General features: G+C 70.8%; 11 protein-coding genes. 4 read left to right on the top strand and 7 right to left on the bottom strand.

Annotation, left to right across the window (positions count from 1 at the left end):
• The first annotated feature begins 115 nt into the window (after positions 1-115).
• The 3 genes from B0E54_RS24060 (at position 116) to B0E54_RS24050 (ending at position 6000) form a co-directional block, all read left to right on the top strand.
• Positions 116-1597 carry an aminopeptidase P family protein gene (locus tag B0E54_RS24060; protein WP_234588240.1) on the top strand — a complete coding sequence of 494 codons (1482 nt, stop codon included), beginning with the start codon at positions 116-118 and terminating at the stop codon, positions 1595-1597.
• Positions 1598-2052: 455 nt separating this feature from the next.
• Entirely contained in the window at positions 2053-4059 is a 2007-nt protein-coding gene (locus B0E54_RS24055) for a right-handed parallel beta-helix repeat-containing protein (RefSeq protein ID WP_234588239.1), read from the top strand.
• A gap of 300 nt (positions 4060-4359) precedes the next feature.
• A complete protein-coding gene (locus tag B0E54_RS24050) occupies positions 4360-6000 on the top strand; it encodes a hypothetical protein (protein WP_234588238.1) in 1641 nt (546 codons plus the stop codon).
• Positions 6001-6075: 75 nt separating this feature from the next.
• On the opposite strand, the gene pulA is transcribed toward B0E54_RS24050, so the two are convergent.
• The 5 genes from pulA to B0E54_RS24025 all read right to left on the bottom strand — a co-directional run bounded on the left by pulA (position 6076) and on the right by B0E54_RS24025 (position 14314).
• Positions 6076-11577, bottom strand: a complete 5502-nt coding sequence (gene pulA, locus B0E54_RS24045; RefSeq protein ID WP_234588237.1) for a pullulanase-type alpha-1,6-glucosidase — start codon at positions 11575-11577, stop codon at positions 6076-6078.
• Positions 11578-11687: 110 nt separating this feature from the next.
• Positions 11688-12380, bottom strand: a complete 693-nt coding sequence (locus B0E54_RS24040; protein ID WP_234588234.1) for a cellulose binding domain-containing protein — start codon at positions 12378-12380, stop codon at positions 11688-11690.
• 83 nt (positions 12381-12463) lie between these two features.
• Positions 12464-13045 (bottom strand): hypothetical protein, encoded by a 582-nt coding sequence (locus tag B0E54_RS24035; protein WP_234588233.1) that lies wholly within the window; start codon positions 13043-13045, stop codon positions 12464-12466.
• Between the two features lie 135 nt (positions 13046-13180).
• Positions 13181-13570: a hypothetical protein gene (locus B0E54_RS24030; protein ID WP_234588232.1), complete on the bottom strand. Its 390-nt coding sequence runs from the start codon at positions 13568-13570 to the stop codon at positions 13181-13183.
• A 36-nt stretch (positions 13571-13606) separates the two neighbouring features.
• The gene (locus B0E54_RS24025) at positions 13607-14314 is read right to left on the bottom strand and encodes a hypothetical protein (RefSeq protein WP_234588231.1); all 708 of its coding nucleotides are present in this window, start codon (positions 14312-14314) and stop codon (positions 13607-13609) included.
• Positions 14315-14333: 19 nt separating this feature from the next.
• On the opposite strand from B0E54_RS24025, the gene B0E54_RS24020 reads away from it, so the two are divergent.
• Positions 14334-14522, top strand: coding sequence for a hypothetical protein (locus B0E54_RS24020; protein ID WP_234588230.1), 189 nt, complete (start codon positions 14334-14336; stop codon positions 14520-14522).
• 62 nt (positions 14523-14584) lie between these two features.
• Here the strand turns inward: B0E54_RS24020 and B0E54_RS24015 are convergent, their stop codons facing one another.
• On the bottom strand, positions 14585-15241 hold the full coding sequence (locus B0E54_RS24015; protein WP_234588229.1) for a DedA family protein: 657 nt from the start codon (positions 15239-15241) through the stop codon (positions 14585-14587).
• A gap of 328 nt (positions 15242-15569) precedes the next feature.
• On the bottom strand, positions 15570-17210 hold the full coding sequence (locus B0E54_RS24010) for a VCBS repeat-containing protein (protein ID WP_234588228.1): 1641 nt from the start codon (positions 17208-17210) through the stop codon (positions 15570-15572).
• Between the last annotated feature and the right edge of the window lie 73 nt (positions 17211-17283).

Raw genomic sequence — 17283 nt, 5'->3', positions numbered from 1 at the left:
GGTCCGTCGGGCCGTCGCAGCCGTCCGTCGATCCGGAGCGCTCCCGGCCCCCACCAACACGAACCGGGCACGCGGTACCGTCGGGACCAGCAACGAAGCGGAAGGGAGCGGCGCAATGACCGAGGAAAGCACCGACGGTACGCCGACAGACGGCACGGAATCGCACGATCCGGACTTTCCGGAGGCGTTCCTGTCCTTCATGCGGCAGGGCTGGCGAGACACCGAACTCCCGGTCACGCCCCGTCCCGAGGCGCCCAACTACGCCAAGCGCCGCGCCGCGCTCTCGGCCGCCTTCCCCGGCGAGACACTTGTCATCCCGACCGGCGGCGAGAAGGTCCGCGCCAACGACACCGCCTACCCGTTCCGGCCGGGCAGCGACTTCGCCTACCTGACCGGCGACCACGACCCGGACAGCGTGCTGGTGCTGCGCCCGAACGGCTCGGGGCACGACGCGACGCTGTACATGCGGCCCCGCTCATCCCGCGAGACCGACGAGTTCTTCCGCAGCCGGCACGGCGAGCTGTGGGTCGGCCGGCGACACACCCTCGGTGAGAAGTCCACCGAGCTGGGCCTGCCCACCGCCGACCTGACCGGCCTGGAGGCGGCGCTCGCCGACCTGGCGCCCGGTCGCACCCGGGTGCTGCGCGGCTTCGACGCCCAGGTCGACGCGGCCGTCCGCCCGTACGACGGGGTCCGCGCCGACGGGCAGCCGCCCCGCGACCGGGAGCTGGCGATCGCCATCTCGGAGCAGAAGCTGGTCAAGGACGAGTGGGAGATCGGCCAGCTTCAGGACGCCATCGACGCCACGGTGCGCGGCTTCGAGGACGTGGCCCGCATCCTCCCCGCCGACCGCGCCGTCTCGGAGCGCCTGCTGGAGGGCATCTTCGCGCTGCGCGCCCGCCACGACGGCAACGACGTCGGGTACGGCTCGATCGTCGGCGCCGGCGAGCACGCCACGATCCTGCACTGGGTGCACAACCACGGCGCCACCCGTCCGGGTGACCTGCTGTTGATGGACATGGGCGTCGAGGGACGCAACCTCTACACGGCCGACGTGACCCGGGTGCTGCCGGTCAACGGCCGGTTCACCGCCCTGCAACGGCAGGTCTACGACATCGTGTACGCCTCGCAGCAGGCCGGCATCGACGCCATCCGCCCCGGCGTCAAGTTCAAGGACGTCCACCTGACCTGCATGCGGGTGCTCGCCGAGGGCCTGTCCGACCTGGGCCTGCTGCCGGTGAGCGTGGACGAGGCCATGGACGAGAAGTCCTCGGTCTACCGGCGCTGGACGCTGCACGGCTTCGGTCACATGCTCGGCATCGACGTGCACGACTGCTCGAACGCCCGCAAGGAGACCTACCGCGACGGGGCCCTGGGCGAGGGCTACGTGCTCACCGTCGAACCGGGCCTGTACTTCCAGCCGGAGGACGAGCTGGTCCCCGCCGAACTGCGCGGCATCGGCATCCGCATCGAGGACGACGTCCTGGTCACCGCGACAGGTGCGGTGAACCTGTCGGCCGGCCTGCCGCGTACCGCCGACGAGGTGGAGACCTGGCTGGCTCAGCAGCGCGAAGCAGGCCCCCGCCTGCCCGCCTGACCCCAGGTCCCACTCCCACCCCCGACCCCGGAGGTCGCCGCCTCGGCCTCGGCCCGGACCTTGCCCCGGACAGGGCAGGTCCGGGCCGTCCCTTGCCCGGCTCGTCCCGGCGCTTTGATCCACTCGACTTCCGTGCTGTCGGGGTGTCCGAGGCGCCCGGACAGCGCGTCTTCCTGGAACCCGAGTCGATCACGCCCAGCGACACCGAGGCGCCCCACGCCGGATGGCGAGGGGCGCCTCGTGGTGTTTGGGCTGCTCACGCCCCTTCCTGTCCTGCCGGACCGTTATGGGCTCCTGCCCTAACCTGAGGCGTATGCGGGGTTTTCTCAGATACGTCCGCCTCGCGAAGATAGTTCTCATACGGTGGGCATCAGAGGCTGCAACCGATTTGTGGCTGGTCGTGGCGCTGCGGGCGGTGCGACCCCGTCTGGTAGTAGGAAGGGCGGAAGGCTCTGATGTCCAACGACGTAACGAGTACCGACGGCGGGGCCTCGACGGCTCCGCCGACACGACGACGACGGGCCCTGTGGGTTGCCGGCGTCGCCGGCCTGACCGGGGTGGTCGGCCTGGCCGCCCTCGGTGGCGTGGCCGCCCGGGACGACAAGCCCACCTCCGACCGGGTGTCCGATGCCCAGCCGTCGACCAACCGGCAGAACGTCAGCGACGCTGGCGCGAACGCCGACGGCGGCACGGAGAACGGCGGCAAGGAGAGCGGCACCGACGACGAGTGGAGTGGCGACGACTGGAGTGGTTTCGACTACCGCTCCGGTAAGGACGACAAGCGGGACGAGAAGGACCGCACCAGGCAGGTGCCCTGCGACTCGGACAAGTTGATCCAGGCGATCACCTTCGCCAACAACGGCGACGGCGGTGTGCTGGAGCTGGCCAAGGGCTGCACGTACACCCTGTCCCGCAACCAGGACGGCAACGGCCTCCCGGTGATCACCGAGAACATCACTCTCAAGGGCGAGCACACGACAATTGGTCGTGAGGCCACCGCCGACTACTTCCGCATCCTGAACGTCGGCGCGGGTGGGCAACTCACCCTCAAGGGCCTGAGCATCAAGGGTGGGCAGACCATCCAGCGGGCGATGACCGTGGAGCCGGCGACGGTCTGGGGGCCGTACTCGACCTCGGTGCGGACCACCGCGGCGACGGCCAAGCCGGCGGCCACCACTGCAGCGGCCACCACTGCAGCGGGCACCACTGCAGCGGGCAGCGCGGCCCAGCCGGCAACGGCGGCGGCAGCGAAGCCGGCGGCGTCCACCGACCCGGCCACCGCGGCAGCGGCGGCCAAGCCGACCGCCGCCAAGGCGGCCACGACCAAGGCGGCAGCGGCCAAGGCAGCGACTGTCAAGGTGGCGGCGGCCAAGCAGGCTGCGACTGCCAAGCCGGAAGCAGGCAAGGCGGCGGACCCGACGGCAGCGGCCAAGGCGGCAGCGGACGCCAAGCAGGCAGCGGCGACCGCCAAGGCGGCCACGTCGACGAAGGTAACCGCCGCCAAGCCGGCAGCAGCTACCGCGGCCAAGCCGGCAGCAGCCAAGGCTCCGACGACGGCGGCCGGAGCGGCGGTTGTGCCGCTGGTGGAGGAGCCTGGATTCAACGACGGCGCCGGGGTGCTCGTACAGCCTGGGGGCCGGGCGGAGATCCTGGACAGTGAGCTGCTCTACAACCAGTCCGGCGGCAACGGCGGCGGGTTGGCGAACTTCGGCAGCGCCCGGCTCAGCAAGAGCACCGTCGCGCACAACACCGCCTTCTTCTTCGGCGGGGGCATCTTCAACGCCGGTGTGCTCCAGGTCGACGAGTCGAAGATCAAGGACAACACCGGGATCATCGGCGGCGGCGGCATCGCCAACGGCGCGGCCGAGATCTTCACCGAGTCCGTCGACGGCGGTGCGGTCTGGGTCTACAAGAGCGAGGTCACCGACAACGAGACGCTCGGCTTCGGCGGCGGCGTCCTGGACGTCGAGGGCACCACGACCCTGCACGACACGAAGGTCACCGGCAACACGGCGCTCCTGGACGGCGGCGGCGTTGCCGTGGCCGACAGTCAGCTCACCCTCAAGCACGCCACGGTGGCCAGGAACAGCGCTGGCCGCCAGGGTGGTGGGGTGGCGGTCGTCTCCGACAGCACCGCGACGATCGAGGACACCGCCATCGCGGACAACACCGCTGGGTCCGGCGGGGCCGGACTCTTCAACGAGGACAGCCGCACGACGCTGCGCGACAGCGAGGTCGTCGGCAACCGGGCCATCGGTCCGTTCGCCCGCGGCGGCGGCATCCTCAACGCCGAGGGGAGCGAGGTCAGGCTCTACCGGACGACGGTGGCGCACAACTTCTCCACCCTTGAGCCGGGGGGCATCTTCAACAGCCTCGGCGGCACCGTCCTGCTGGACGACGAGTCCGCGGTCACTGCCAACCGCCCGACGAACTGTTTCAACGTTCGGGACTGCTTCGCCTGATCGGTGGGGCTGAACCACATAGAGGGCACGCCTCTCCGAGCCGGTCACGGCACGGAGGGGCGTACCCATTTGGGCTGCTCACAGGCCCGACGGCCCGGCTTGGGGACGGCGTACCCGCCCGGGGTGTCCCGGCCACCAAACGCGCGAACGTGAACCTAATGTGGGGTTGTTTCGGATACGCCCCCGAGGCGAGGAACATTCTCATACGGTGGTTTTGGGAGCTACAACCGATTTGTAGCAGGGGACGCCCGCCGGAGGGCGGCGACCCTGTCTGGTACGAGGAGAGGGCAGAGAGCTCCGATGTCCAACTACCTAACGAACAATGAAGCCTCCGGGCGGGCGACGGCCAAGCGCCGCCGCAAGCTCTGGCTCGCCAGCGGCGTGGCCGGTCTGACGGGTGTGATCAGCCTCGCGGCGGTGGGCGTCGCGGGCAGCGCCGGAGCGGTTGGCCTGAACTGGAACACCGCGCAGGTCAGCAAGGACGGCGACCAGCACGGCGAAGAGGGCCGCGACTGGGACAAGGACCGGGACAAGGACAAGGACCGGGACAAGGACCACGAGCGTGGGAAGGAGGTGCCCTGCGACACCGACAAGCTGATTCAGGCGATCGTGTTCGCCAACAACAAGCACGGCGGTGTGCTGGAGCTGGCCAAGGGCTGCACCTACAACCTGAGCCGCAACGACTACCAGGGCAACGGGCTCCCGGTGATCACCGAGAACATCACCCTCAAGGGTGAGCACACGACGATCGCCCGGGAAGCCACCGCCGACTACTTCCGGATCCTCAACGTCGGCAGCGGTGGTCACCTCACCATCAAGGGCCTGACCATCAAGGGTGGCCAGACCCTCGAGCTGTTCGACGCCGTCGAGCCGGCGGCCGTCTGGGCGTCCTACTCGGACTCCGAGGCGATCGCGGCGCAGGTGAAGGCGGGCGTTCCGCTGAACCAGGCGCTCGCCACGCGGCAGGCCAACCCGAAGGCCGGCCTCAAGGCCGCGCCCAAGGTGACGCCGAAGGCCACGACGAAGGCAGCGCCGGGCGCCGTCACGCCGCTGGTCGAGGAGCCGGACGAGAACGACGGTGCCGGCATCCTGGTCCAGCCGGGCGGCACCGCCGAGATCATCGAGTCCGAGGTCGCCCTCAACCAGTCCGGCGGCAACGGCGGCGGCGTGGCCAACTTCGGCACCACGAAGATCTGGCACAGCACCGTCACCCGTAACACCGCCTTCTTCTTCGGCGGCGGTGTCTTCAACGCCGGCCTGCTCAAGGTCGAGGAGTCGAAGATCACCGACAACACCGCAGTCATCGGTGGTGGCGGTATCTCCAACGGTGCCGCGCCGATCTTCACCGACGACGTCGACGGCGGGACCGTCGAGTTGAAGAAGGCCGAGATCACCGACAACGAGACGCTGGGCTTCGGCGGCGGCTACCTCGACATCGAGGGCAACACCACGGCGTACGAGACCAAGTTCGTCTCGAACACCGCGATCCTCGCCGGTGGCGGTCTGGCGGCGGCGGACAGCCAGCTGAACCTGTACAACGTCTCGGTCGAGAAGAACAGCACCGCCGGTGTCGGTGGTGGTGTGGCCATCGCCTTCGACAGCGCGGTCACGTTCGAGAAGAGCAGCATCAAGGACAACACCGCCGGCTTCTTCGGCGGCGGGCTCTTCAACGCCGGCAGCGTCACCACGCTGCGCGACAGCGAGGTCGTCGGCAACCGGGCCATCGGCCCGATCGGGGTCGGCGGCGGCATCTTCAACATCTTCGGCGAGGTCAACCTGTCGAAGACGAAGGTCGCCTACAACTTCTCGACCTTCGCGCCGGGCGGTGTGTTCACCTTCTTCGGGCCGGTGAACGTGGACGACAAGTCCGCGATCACCGCGAACCGCCCGACGAACTGCCTGGCCATCCCGGGCGGCGCCATCGAGAACTGCTTCGCCTGAGCAGGAGCACCACGGCACGACGCACCACAAGGGCCGGCCCCCTTCCGCGCGACGCGGAAGGGGGCTGGTCCCCGCTCACCTGCGGACGAACACCGCCACGCTGCGCGCCGGCACCGTGAAGGTGCCGGCCGCCCGGTCGAACGACGCCGTCCGCAACGCCGGGTCGGCCGAGTTCACCAGCACCGGGTGCAGTGCCACGTCCGCGCCCCGCAGACCGGTCACGGTCTGCTTCGCCGTCGCCGGCGTGCCGTTGAAGACCACTGTCAGCGACGTCCACTGCCCGCCCAGGCCACGGGCGTCCAGCGTCATGGTCAGCACACCCGGCGTCTCCGCCTCGCCGGAGAGCGGGAACGCCACCCTCCGCTGCACCTGCTCGGCGGTGCTCAGCCCGAAGACCGGCGAGGACGCCCGGATGCGCAGCAGCTCGGCGTACCGGACGTCGGTGGTGTCGATCGCCGCGCAGTCGGGCACCAGGGCCGGGTCCGCGAGCAGTGGCTTGGCGTACGGCCACTTGTCCTCGTTGTCCTGTGCCGGCGGCAGGCCGGCGCCGAACCCGTTGCCCCGCTCGCAACCCCAGCGGATCTGGTTGAACCAGTCACCGGAGTTGAACGAGTTGCGGTCCAACGACTTCGACCGCAGCCGTTCGCTGCCGGCGGTGACGAACCCGGTGCCCTGCCCCAGCGCCACAGTGCTCAGCGCCAGCACCTGCATCCGGGAACGGTCCACCGGGCTGGTGGCCTGCGGCAGCTTGTACGCCAGCGCGTCGTACAGGATCTCGTTGTCGTGCGCGTCGACGTAGGTGACTGCCTCCCCGGGCGCGGCGGTGTAGCCGGCCGGGGAGCCGTTGTAGTCCACCTGCGCCCCGGTGACCGTGCGCCCCGAGGTGTCGGTGAACCGGTAGTCCCGCAGGTTGCCCGTGAGACCCACCTTGATCAGGTCGTGGGCGTGCAGCAGGCGGGCCTTCTGCGCCGCCGCCGACCCGTTCACCGGGTCGCCGTTGGGGTCGGTGTAGAGGCCGGAGGCGAAGCCCTGCGCGCGGGGGTTGGCGTCGAACGGCCCGCCGCCGCGTACGGCGTCACGCAGCCGGTCGTTGAACGTGCCGATGCCGGTGCCGGCCATGTTGGCCTGGGTGGCCTGCACGAACCGGGCGTCGTTGGCGACCTCGCCGAAGTTCCAGCCCTCGCCGTAGAGCATGATCGCCTTGCCGTCCACCCCGTCGCGGGCGACGGTCAGCCGGTCCAGCGCCGCACGTACGGCCAGGATGTTCGCCTTCGGGTGGTGGCCCATGAGGTCGAACCGGAAGCCGTCCACCCTGTACTGCCTGGCCCAGGTGACCAGCGAGTCGACGACCAGCTTGCCCATCATCGCGTGTTCCGGCGCGGTGTTGGCGCAGCAGGTGGAGTTGGCCACCGTGCCGTCGTCGAGCAGCCGGTGGTAGTAGCCGGGCACGACCTGGTCGAGCACCGACTTGTCGTCGACGCCGGCCGCCGAGGTGTGGTTGTAGACCACGTCCATGACCACCCGCAGGCCGGCCTCGTTCGCCCCGGCGACCATCCGCCGGAACTCGGTGGTCCGCGCCGCGCCGACCGGGTCGACGGCGTACCCGCCCTCCGGCACGGTGTAGTGCAGCGGGTCGTACCCCCAGTTGTAGCCGTCGGTCTCGGCCACCGCCGCCACGCATTTCTGCTGCTCCGCCGAGTCCGGCGGCAGCGCCGCCAGGTCGCAGGCCGGCTGGCGCTGGTCGGCCCGCTTCTCGGGGATCGTGGCGAAGTCGAACGCCGGCAACAGGTGCAGGTGCGTCACACCGGCGTCACCTAACGCCCGCAGGTGGGTCATCCCGGCGGTTTTCGGGTCGGTGAACGCCAGGAAGGTGCCCCGGCGCTGCGCCGGCACTGTCTCGTCGGCGATGGAGAAGTCGCGCACCGACAGTTCGGAGATCTGCGCCTTCGACGCCGGCACGGCGGCCGGCTTGCGCAGCGTGCGCCAGCCCGGCGGGGCCAGCGCCGGATCGTTCAGGTCGACCAGCTGGCTGTGTGTGGAGTCCGCGGCGAGAGCCACCGAGTAGGGGTCGGTGACCGACGCGGTGACCATCCGCTGCGCGGCCGGCTGCCACGCCTGCACCTGGTAGCGGTAGTACTTCCCCGTCCAGGCGTGGCTACCGCGCACCGACCAGACACCGGTGCGGTCGTCGCGGCGCATCGGCACCGTCTTCGCTGCCGATGTGGGTGAGTCGAACAGTTGCAGCGCCACCGTCCGGGCGGTCGGCGCCCAGAGCGCGAGGCTCGGCGTACGACCGGCGAAGGTCGGACCGAGCGTGACCTGGGTGGCCCGGGAGTACACGTCGTCGAGCACGCCGGGGATCTGCACGCCTGTCGCGGCGAGCAGGGCGCCCGCCGCGTCGCGCTCGGTGACCAGCAGCTGCCCGCGCAGCGCCGCCGGCACCTTCGCCAGGTCACCCCGATCGAGGGTGAAGGCCCGGTAGGACCACAGATGCGGGAACGCCGCGCGCTGGGCCTCGGTGAGCCCGTTGCGCTGCGCCCGCAACGGCAGACTGGTGTACGTCCCGGACAGCTCGCCGTCGACGACGCTCACTCCGCCGGTGGGGGCGGCCACCAGGGCGTACACCCGACCGTCGGTGGGTGGGGTCTGCCAGGCCACTGTGGACCTGTCGATCCAGTGCGCCTTCTGCTTGCCGATGTCGGTGTCCCCGCCTGCGCTGGTCGCGGTCGACGGCAGCAGCCGCCCCGGGGTGGCGGCGAGCAGCCACACCTCCCGGCCGGCGCTGGCGAAGTCGAGCCGCTGGTCGTCGGGCAGATCCTTGGTGTCGCCCTTGTGGATGATGTAGTTCAGCCCGGTGGCACCGGCCGCCAGAGGCACCCGGAACACCGCGCCGAACGCGTCGATCGACGTCGGCGCGAGCGGGGTGGCCCACTCGGTCGGGTTGGCCGCCCCGTCCCACAGGTGCAGGCCCCACCCGTCGTAGTTGCCGTCGGCCCGCCGGTAGTGGATGACCGCGGTGCCCTCCTCGACCGACGGATCCGGTTGACCGGTGGCCGCCTGCCTGCTCGGGTAGATCGCCGGGTCACCCTGCTTGAGCCAGACCTCACCGGTGGCGCTCACGTCGATGCTGCGGTCCTGGGCGACGTCCTTGGTGCCGTTCTTGTCGACCACCACGAAGCCCACCGACTTCGCGCCGGGCTTGAGCTTCACCCAGGCGAACCGGCCGTAGGAGTCCTCCCCGGCGAACGGTTGCCCCTTGGGCCACTCGGTGACGTACGCCGGGTCGATGTCGCCCCAGGCGTACAGCCCCCAGTCGTCGTACCCCCCGGCCGGACGCTGGTAGTGCACCACCGCCCACTCCCGGGACCCGCCCTGCTCGGGCGTGCCGACGACGGCGACGGATCGCGCCGTCGCGGTGCGGCCACGGCCGTCGCGCACGACGGCGCGGTACTCGATCCGGGTGCCGCCGGCCAGGCCGTCCAGGTCGTGGTGCACGGTGTACGGCGCGTGGTCGGCGCTGCCCAGCAACGTCCACCTGCCGCCGGCGACCCGGGCCGCCACGGTGACTGTGGCGAGCGGGTCGCCGGTCACCTTCGCGGTCACGGCGGCGCGGGTGGCCACCGACGCGTCCGGCGCGGGGGTGGTGATGCTGATGGTCGGCGTGCCGCTCGGCCGGGCGATGGGGGTGCCCGCGCGGTACACGGCCGCCGACAGCGGCGGCACGGTCAGGGTCAACCTGCCGTCGCCACCGGCCTGTTCCACGCCCGACCCGCCGTAGATGCCGGTGAACGTGGCGCCGGCCGACCAGGTGTCCACGGTGACAGTCTGCGCGGTCTCGGCGTTGTTCACCGCAACCACGTACTCGGTCCGGTCGGCGGGGGCGATCCGGGAGGCGGCGAACACGCCGGGACCGTCGGCGGCGTACCGGGTGACCTGGATGCCGTCGCGCAGCGCGGGGTGCGCCTGGCGCAGCCGGCCCAGCTCGGCGATCGTCCGGTACAGCGGGTGGCCGGTGTCGAACTGGTCGCTGGCGTGGGTGCGGTCGGTGCCGAGCAGGTCGTCGTCGAGGTAGTCGGGCACTTTCGAGGCGAACATGTCCTGCCGGGCGTCCTTGTCCCCGCCGGGGCCGGTGAAGCCCTGCTCGTCGCCGGAGTAGACCACCGGCTGGCCACGGGTCAGGAACATCAGCTGGTGGGCGAGCTGGTCCCGCCGCAGGTGGCTGGCCGGGTCGGTGCCGCCGCCGGCGATGAACGACCCGATCCGACCCATGTCGTGGTTGCCGAGGAAGGTGGTCAACCGGCCCGCGTCGGTGTCCCGGGCGGCGTACAGGTCGTCGCGGGCGTACACGTCGGCGAGGGCCTTCGCCGATCCGGCGCCCGCCGTGTAGCCGCGCGCGGCCTCCTGGAACGCGAAGTCGATGGTGGCCGGCAGACCACCGCGGCGCACGTACGTCGACGTGATCTCCGGGTTGGCGCTGTAGACCTCGCCGAACAGGAAGAAGTCCTTTTTGCCGGCCTTCTCGGCGGCCCGCTCGACGCCCCTGGTGAACTGCGGCCAGAAGTCCATGTTGACGTGCTTGACGGTGTCCAGCCGGAATCCGTCGACGCCTGTTGCGCCGATCCAGTCGCCGTACGCCTTCGTCATTCCCCGGACCACCTCGGGACGCTCGGTCCACAGGTCGTCGAGGCCGCCGAAGTCGCCGTACTCGCTGTTCTCACCGGAGAAGGTGGAGTCCCCCCGGTTGTGGTACATGGTCGCGTCGTTGAGCCAGGCCGGCACCTTCGCCGTGGCGTCGCCGGGTTCGGGGAAGACCGGCGTGTACGGGCCGGAGTTCCTGTCGACGGTGGGGAAGTCACGGCTGCCGTCGGCGTAGTTGCGGTCCTCGAAGGCCCGCCCCTGCGCGTCGACGTACGGCGAGGTGGCCTTGTCCACGTAGGCGTAGGAGTCCTCGGCGTACTTGATGACGTCGGCGGTGTGGTTGACCACGACGTCGAGGTAGACCTTGATCCCCCGCCGGTGCGCGAGCGAGACCAGCTCCTTGAGCTGCGCGTTGGTGCCGAAGTGCGGGTCGACCTGGGTGAAGTCGGTGATCCAGTAACCGTGGTAGCCAGCGGAGACGTCGTCGCCCTTGCCCTGCACCGGACGGTTCTTGAAGATCGGGGCGAGCCAGATGGCGGTGGTGCCCAGACCCTGGATGTAGGCAAGCTTGTCGATGACGCCCTTGAGGTCACCGCCGTGGTAGAAGCCCTTGTCGGTCGGGTCGAGCCCGGTACGCAGCCGGCCACCGGTCAGGCCACCGGAGTCGTTGCGCCGGTCGCCGTTGGCGAACCGGTCCGGCAGGACGAAGTAGAACTGCTCGGCACGCGCGGTGCCGTCGCCGGCGGCCAGCAACGCCTCGGCGGTGGGCTCGTCGCGCCACTGGACGGCGCCGGCCGCGGCGAGGGGATCGGTGCCGGCGGGTCGGGGGTCGGCGTCGGCGCCGAGGGGCCGCGTGGAGTCCGGCGTACCGACGAGGGTGAAGGTGAGCAGGCAGACGAGCGCGAGCACTGCGGTACGCGGGATCGACGGGGGTTTCATCGACGGCCTTCCTCTGGTCGTGATTGGCCGCACGCTAACCCTTGCCGAAACAATCTGCAATACCTTGCAAACAAAGTCGTAACCAAGCAAGGTCCTTGCGGAAACACAGCTCAGAACCCGCTGCAACGCACTCCGTCGACTGTGCAACCCCGCGGCGTCGTGGACGCCCGCTCCAGGTGGAACCGCAACGCCACCGACCCGCCGGCCGGCACGTCCACCCCGCTGACGTACGTGAAGCTCCCGTCGGACTGTCGCAGCGTCCCCTGTGGCACCCCCTCCACCCAGGCGGTCACCAGCCGCCCACCGGAGAAGTCGAACCGCACCGTCCAGCCACGGTCCGCACCTGACGCGTTGACGATCAGCACCTCGCCGATGAAGCCCCCGTCGAAGCTCTGCATGACCCGGTACCGCCCGCTCACCGCAGGCGGCCGCTGCGGCGAGGTGCCATTCGACGGTCGCACCGGGGTCGGCGCCACCGTCGGGCCGACCGCCGGTGGCCGCGACATGGCAGGTGTGCTCGGGGGCGGCCCGCTCGCCCGCGGCGACAGCCCCGGCCGCACCGGCGCCCGCTCCGGCAGCGGCGTCGACGACTGATCCGACGGCGCGACCGGCGCCTGCGGCAACGGCAGCCCCGCCGGCGGCGGGCCGTCGTCGGAGGCGGGACTACGCCCCCGGTACGCGCCCAGGGCCACGAAGAGCAGAACCACCATCACGACGAGGCCGGCGCACGCCACGATCCACGGCGACGACGCGATGGCAGCCGGACCGTGCGACGGTCGCGGCGCGCGACGCATGCCGGACATGTACCTCCCTCAGCGGGCCGTCCGGGCAGCGTAGCGATCGACGGCCCGACTCGAAAGCGGCGACGGCCGCCACCGACGCCCGTTCAGCCGAAGCGGCAGTCGACGCCGTTGACCGTGCACCGCACCGGCCGCTGCGCCGACCCGTCCCAGGCCAGCCGCAACCGCAACGTCTGCGTGTCACCCGGATCCAGCGCCACCCCGCCGCTCACCACGAACTCGCCGGCACCCTGCGCCGGGGTCGACTCGTTCGTCAGCGACAGCACGGCCTCCGTCGCGTTCCAGCCGTCCGTACCGACCTGGTACCGGGCGGTCACCGCGCCGTTCGTCGGCGCCACCGCCCGGGCGCTCGTCCGGGCCGGCGACGGCAAAGCCGTGGTGGCGCGCGGCGACGGCGTCCGGCTGCTGCGCGACGGTCGCGGCGACGCCGTGCGCCGCTCCAGCCCACCCGGCGTCGGCCCCGACGACGCCACAGCCGGCACCGTCGGCAGGAACACCGGCGGCGCGGCCTGCGGCGCGCTCTCCCGCTCCCGCGTACGGAACGACAACAGCGCGATCACCAACAGCACCACCAGCGCGCCGATGCCGAGCAGCACCACGATCCACGGCACCGACAGCAGCACGCGCGCCGTCCGCGGACCTCCCGCACCGTCCGGCCCCAACGCCATCAGGTCTCCCCTCGTCCCACCGACGCGACAGCGTAGCCAGCGGCGGCCGGACCGAACACCTCGCGGGTACAGATCGGACCGACCGGCCCACCCGACGCGGAAAACGGCTCGCCGGCGTGGACGGTTTGCCAGCGGTCAGGCCGTCCGGACAACGGTGCAGATCAGCGGACCCTCACCCGACGTACGCAGCAGATAGCGGTACCGCTCCCCCGGCACCGCGTACCCCCGGCTGTCCAGGAACTCCCACTCCACCGACACCATGGTCAGCAACGCCGACACCGGCTGCACGTCCTCGATCCGAGCGTGCGCGGCGATCAGCTCCCGGTCCTGGTAGTCGGGCGCGGCGCCCACGAAGGACAGCGCGACAGCAGCGAGGGAGGTGAACGAGAAGCTGTACGTGTCGGCCACCACCAACCCGGGCAGGGCGTAACAACCAGCGAGCGACGGCAGGTCGCCGGAGGTCATCGCGGCGCCGTACCTGTCGAAGAAGCCGGTCAGCGCGTCGAGATCGGTGGAGGCGTTCACGCGACAGCAATTGCCGCTCACGGGGCGGGCCAAACCTCAGCGGGGCGGAACCCGCACCTCGATCTCCGCACCCAACCGGGCGCCACCGGTCAACCCCAGATCGTCACCACTCCAGAACCGCCCCGGGTCGTACCAGTTCGGACGCTTACCGGCGGGCAGCAGGCCCATCGCCTCGTAGGTCACCGCCACGACCTCGGCGCAGTACGCCGTCTCCAACGCCCGCTCCCGCGCAGCAGCGCTGGCCGGAGCGGCAGAGTCGCCCCGGGTCGCCTGGGCGGCCCGCGAGACGGCTCGCAGCGCGGCCCGGCCGGGACCCGGCAGCGACGGCACCCGACCGCGCACCCACCGCCACGCCAACTGCGCGGTCGACGGGAACGGCGTGCCGTCCAACCGCGCGACGGTCCGCAGCACCGCCCGCTCCATCTCCCCGGCGGCCGGCGGGTCGAGCTGCCGCAGCCAGGCCCGCTGCCCGTACCGGTTGGCCCACACGCAGACCGCGTCCCGCAGGTCGTGCAACTGCACACCGCGCTGGTGCGTGCCCGACCACAGGTCCGGCAGCGACCTGCCCAACTCCGCGTGCCACATCAGCGGCGGCATGTCGTCCAGCACCACAGCCATCCCGACGTGATTGACCGGGCTGTTCGTGGTGAACTGGATCGCCCGGTCCGGCACGCTGCGACCCCGGAACACCCACACGTCACCGGTGCGGGTCAACTCGACGGCCTCATCCAGGCTGATGCTCATGAGGGACTAGCCTAGGCCGATGCGGCAAGGATTGCGGTGGTGGAAGGTCCTCGGGCTCGCCGGCCTGGCCGGGGTCGCGGCGTCCGGCGTGGTGATCGCCCGGGCCGAGCGGCGCCGGCGCGCGTACACCCCGGAGGAGATCCGGCAGCGGCTGCTGGAACGGCACGCCCAGGCCGGCGACGCCACGAAACCCATCGACCCAGCCTGACCCACGAGCCCGCAGCTCCGCGGCTGTCACCGGTAGGGCGCCGTCAACCCGGCCGCGCCACGTCAGTGGCCGCTGCCGGCGCGGACCGGCTCGGCATCGTCGGTGGCGTCGGTCGACGCGAACCGGTGCGCCCGCCGGCGCAGCCACCAGGTGCTGACCAGGCCGGCGAGTACGGCGAGGACAAGTCCCGCCCAGGAGATGTCCTTGAGCCAGTGCTCGGCCGCCCGACCGACGCTGTACAGCAGGTACGTGGTGCCGAACGCCCAGACCAGGCCGCCCGCGGCGTTGGCCAAAAGGAACCGCCGGTAGGGCACGTGCAGTGCTCCGGCGAGCGGACCGGCGAGGATGCGCAGCAGCGCCACGAACCGACCGAAGAAGACAGCCCAGACGCCGTACCGGGCGAAGCTCCCCTCGGCCCGGGTGAGCTGCGCGGGGCCGAGATGGCGCGGGAAGCGCCGACCGAGCCTGATCAGCAGTGGACGGCCGCCGCGGCGGCCCACGGCGTACCCGATGGAGTCGCCCGCGATGGCGCCCACGGCCGCCGCCGTGGCGACCCACTCCGGCTCGACCACGCCGGTGGCGGCGAGCAGCGCGGAGCTGACCAGGACGATCTCGCCGGGCAGCGGAACACCCATGCTCTCTACGCCGATCACCGCCGCGACGATCAGATAGACCGCCAGCGGCGGCAGCGCCACGAGCCAGTGCTGTACGTCGACCATGGCTGTCGTGTCCTCTCCCGGTCGGTCCGCCCTCGAACCCTACCCGGGGTCTGGAGATCCGGGCGTTCCGCCAACCGACAGGTCACCTTGCCCGGCCCTCGACGACCAGGTCCTCACTCATGACCAGGCTGGGGTTGCGACGAAGGGCGCTGGCGATCCGCTGTGGCTGCCGGCCGAGTCGATGTGCTGCTGAACGGTATACCTCAGAGGTATGAATATGACTCTGAGGTATACCGCTCACGACCCGCGTCCGCCTCCACGGAGGTGACCGAGGGTCACCGCCGGTCGCCGTGGGGCCTGGGCGGGCGTGCCCGGCGGGAGCGGTCCGTCACGCAGTGGCGGGGATGTCCGCGCAGCCGCCGAAATGGTGGTCGGCACGGATCTGATAGGCGTCGACGATGTCGAAGATCCACCAGGTGGAGCCGTTGGTGCAGTCCTGCCGGTACAGCGCGAGGTCCGTCGACCCGTTGCCGTTGTAGTCGCCGGGGGCCGGGATGTCCTTGCAGCCGCCGTACTTCAGGCCCGACTGGATCGCCCCGCTCAACCGCACGTTGTAGATCGACCAGGACGAGCCGTTAGCGCAGTCCTGCCGATACAGGGCCAGGTCGGTCCACTTGTCGCCGTTGTAGTCACCCGGCGCCGGGATGTCCTTGCAACCGCCGTACTTGAAGCCGGACTTGATCGCGCTGGAGTTCTTCACGTCGTAGATCGACCACGACGAACCACTGGCGCAGTCCTGCCGGTACAGGGCCAGGTCGGTCACACCGTCACCGTTGTAGTCACCCGGCGCCGGAATGTCCGCACAGCCCCCGTACTTGAAGCCGGACCTGATCGCGCTGGAGTTCTTCACGTCGTAGATCGACCACGACGAACCACTGGCGCAGTCCTGCCGGTACAGGGCCAGGTCGGTCACACCGTCACCGTTGTAGTCACCCGGCGCCGGAATGTCCGCACAGCCCCCGTACTTGAAGCCGGACCTGATCGCGCTGGAGTTCTTCACGTCGTAGATCGACCACGACGAACCACTGGCGCAGTCCTGCCGGTACAGGGCCAGGTCGGTCACACCGTCACCGTTGTAGTCACCCGGCGCCGGAATGTCCGCACAGCCCCCGTACTTGAAATCGGCCTTGATCTGCGTCGTCTTGTCCCGACCGCTCTGGATCCACCACGCCGAACCGTTGACACAGTCCCGGCGGTACAACGCCAGATCCGCCACCCCATCACCGTTGTAGTCACCCGGCGCCGGGATGTCCGCGCTCCCGCCGTAGTGGTGATCGGCGAGGACGATCTGCTCGGTGCTGGGGCTCTGCACCCACCAGGCCGAACCGTTGACCGGGTCCGGTCGGTACAACGCCAGGTCGGTGGAGCCGTCACCGTCGTAGTCCGCGAGTGCGGAACTCACGGACCCCCACATCGCCGTCGCCAGCCGTTCCCCGTCCGCTGCCTGTGGCTGGTACGCGTCCGGGGTGCCGGAGATCTGTACCGCCTGGCAGATCTCGCCCACCGGTGCGCTCTGCCAGGGGAACCTCTCCATCTTGATGAGGAAGGAATTGGTCGAGTACACCGGGTCCAGGATCTGCGCCTGCGTGCCCCAACCTGTGCTGGGGCGCTGCTGGTACAGGCCGAGACTGTCCCGGTCGCCGTAGGGGAGGTTCTGGATCGTGCTCTCCACGATCGCCGTGGTCAGCGCGATGGTGGCGGCGCGGACGGGCAGCTTGCGCGCTTTCACCACCTGGACGATCAACCGGGCGCACGCCACCCGGCTGGGGGTGAGGGCGGCGCCGCTGAGCTTGCCGGTCAGCGTCGGGCCGACCCGGGCGGCGAAAGCTGCGTCGGCGCTGGTGGGTGCGGCCGCCGTACAGTCGGGGATGACGGCGGCCCGGGCGACCGGCACGTCGAAGGCCAACGCGGCGAACGTCGCCAGGGCGGCGAGGCCGGCGAGTGCACCGTGGAAACGGAGACGTCTCACACCTTGCTCCTTGCGAAACGGGGATGGGCGGCGAGGGTGGGGCCGCCCGCGGAGAGCGGAACGGCCCCACCTG

The organism is Micromonospora sp. MH99 (assembly GCF_021442385.1).
Lineage (GTDB): Bacteria > Actinomycetota > Actinomycetes > Mycobacteriales > Micromonosporaceae > Micromonospora.
Note: the sequence above shows the minus strand (reverse complement) of the source record. Positions and strands in the feature narration are given on the sequence as shown.

Coding starts and splice junctions, on each gene's coding strand:
- pulA (WP_234588237.1), bottom strand. CDS start 11,577: ATGAAACCCCCGTCGATCCCGCGTACCGCAGTGCTCGCGCTCGTCTGC.
- B0E54_RS24055 (WP_234588239.1), top strand. CDS start 2,053: ATGTCCAACGACGTAACGAGTACCGACGGCGGGGCCTCGACGGCTCCG.
- B0E54_RS24020 (WP_234588230.1), top strand. CDS start 14,334: ATGCGGCAAGGATTGCGGTGGTGGAAGGTCCTCGGGCTCGCCGGCCTG.
- B0E54_RS24025 (WP_234588231.1), bottom strand. CDS start 14,314: ATGAGCATCAGCCTGGATGAGGCCGTCGAGTTGACCCGCACCGGTGAC.
- B0E54_RS24040 (WP_234588234.1), bottom strand. CDS start 12,380: ATGTCCGGCATGCGTCGCGCGCCGCGACCGTCGCACGGTCCGGCTGCC.
- B0E54_RS24050 (WP_234588238.1), top strand. CDS start 4,360: ATGTCCAACTACCTAACGAACAATGAAGCCTCCGGGCGGGCGACGGCC.
- B0E54_RS24060 (WP_234588240.1), top strand. CDS start 116: ATGACCGAGGAAAGCACCGACGGTACGCCGACAGACGGCACGGAATCG.
- B0E54_RS24035 (WP_234588233.1), bottom strand. CDS start 13,045: ATGGCGTTGGGGCCGGACGGTGCGGGAGGTCCGCGGACGGCGCGCGTG.
- B0E54_RS24015 (WP_234588229.1), bottom strand. CDS start 15,241: ATGGTCGACGTACAGCACTGGCTCGTGGCGCTGCCGCCGCTGGCGGTC.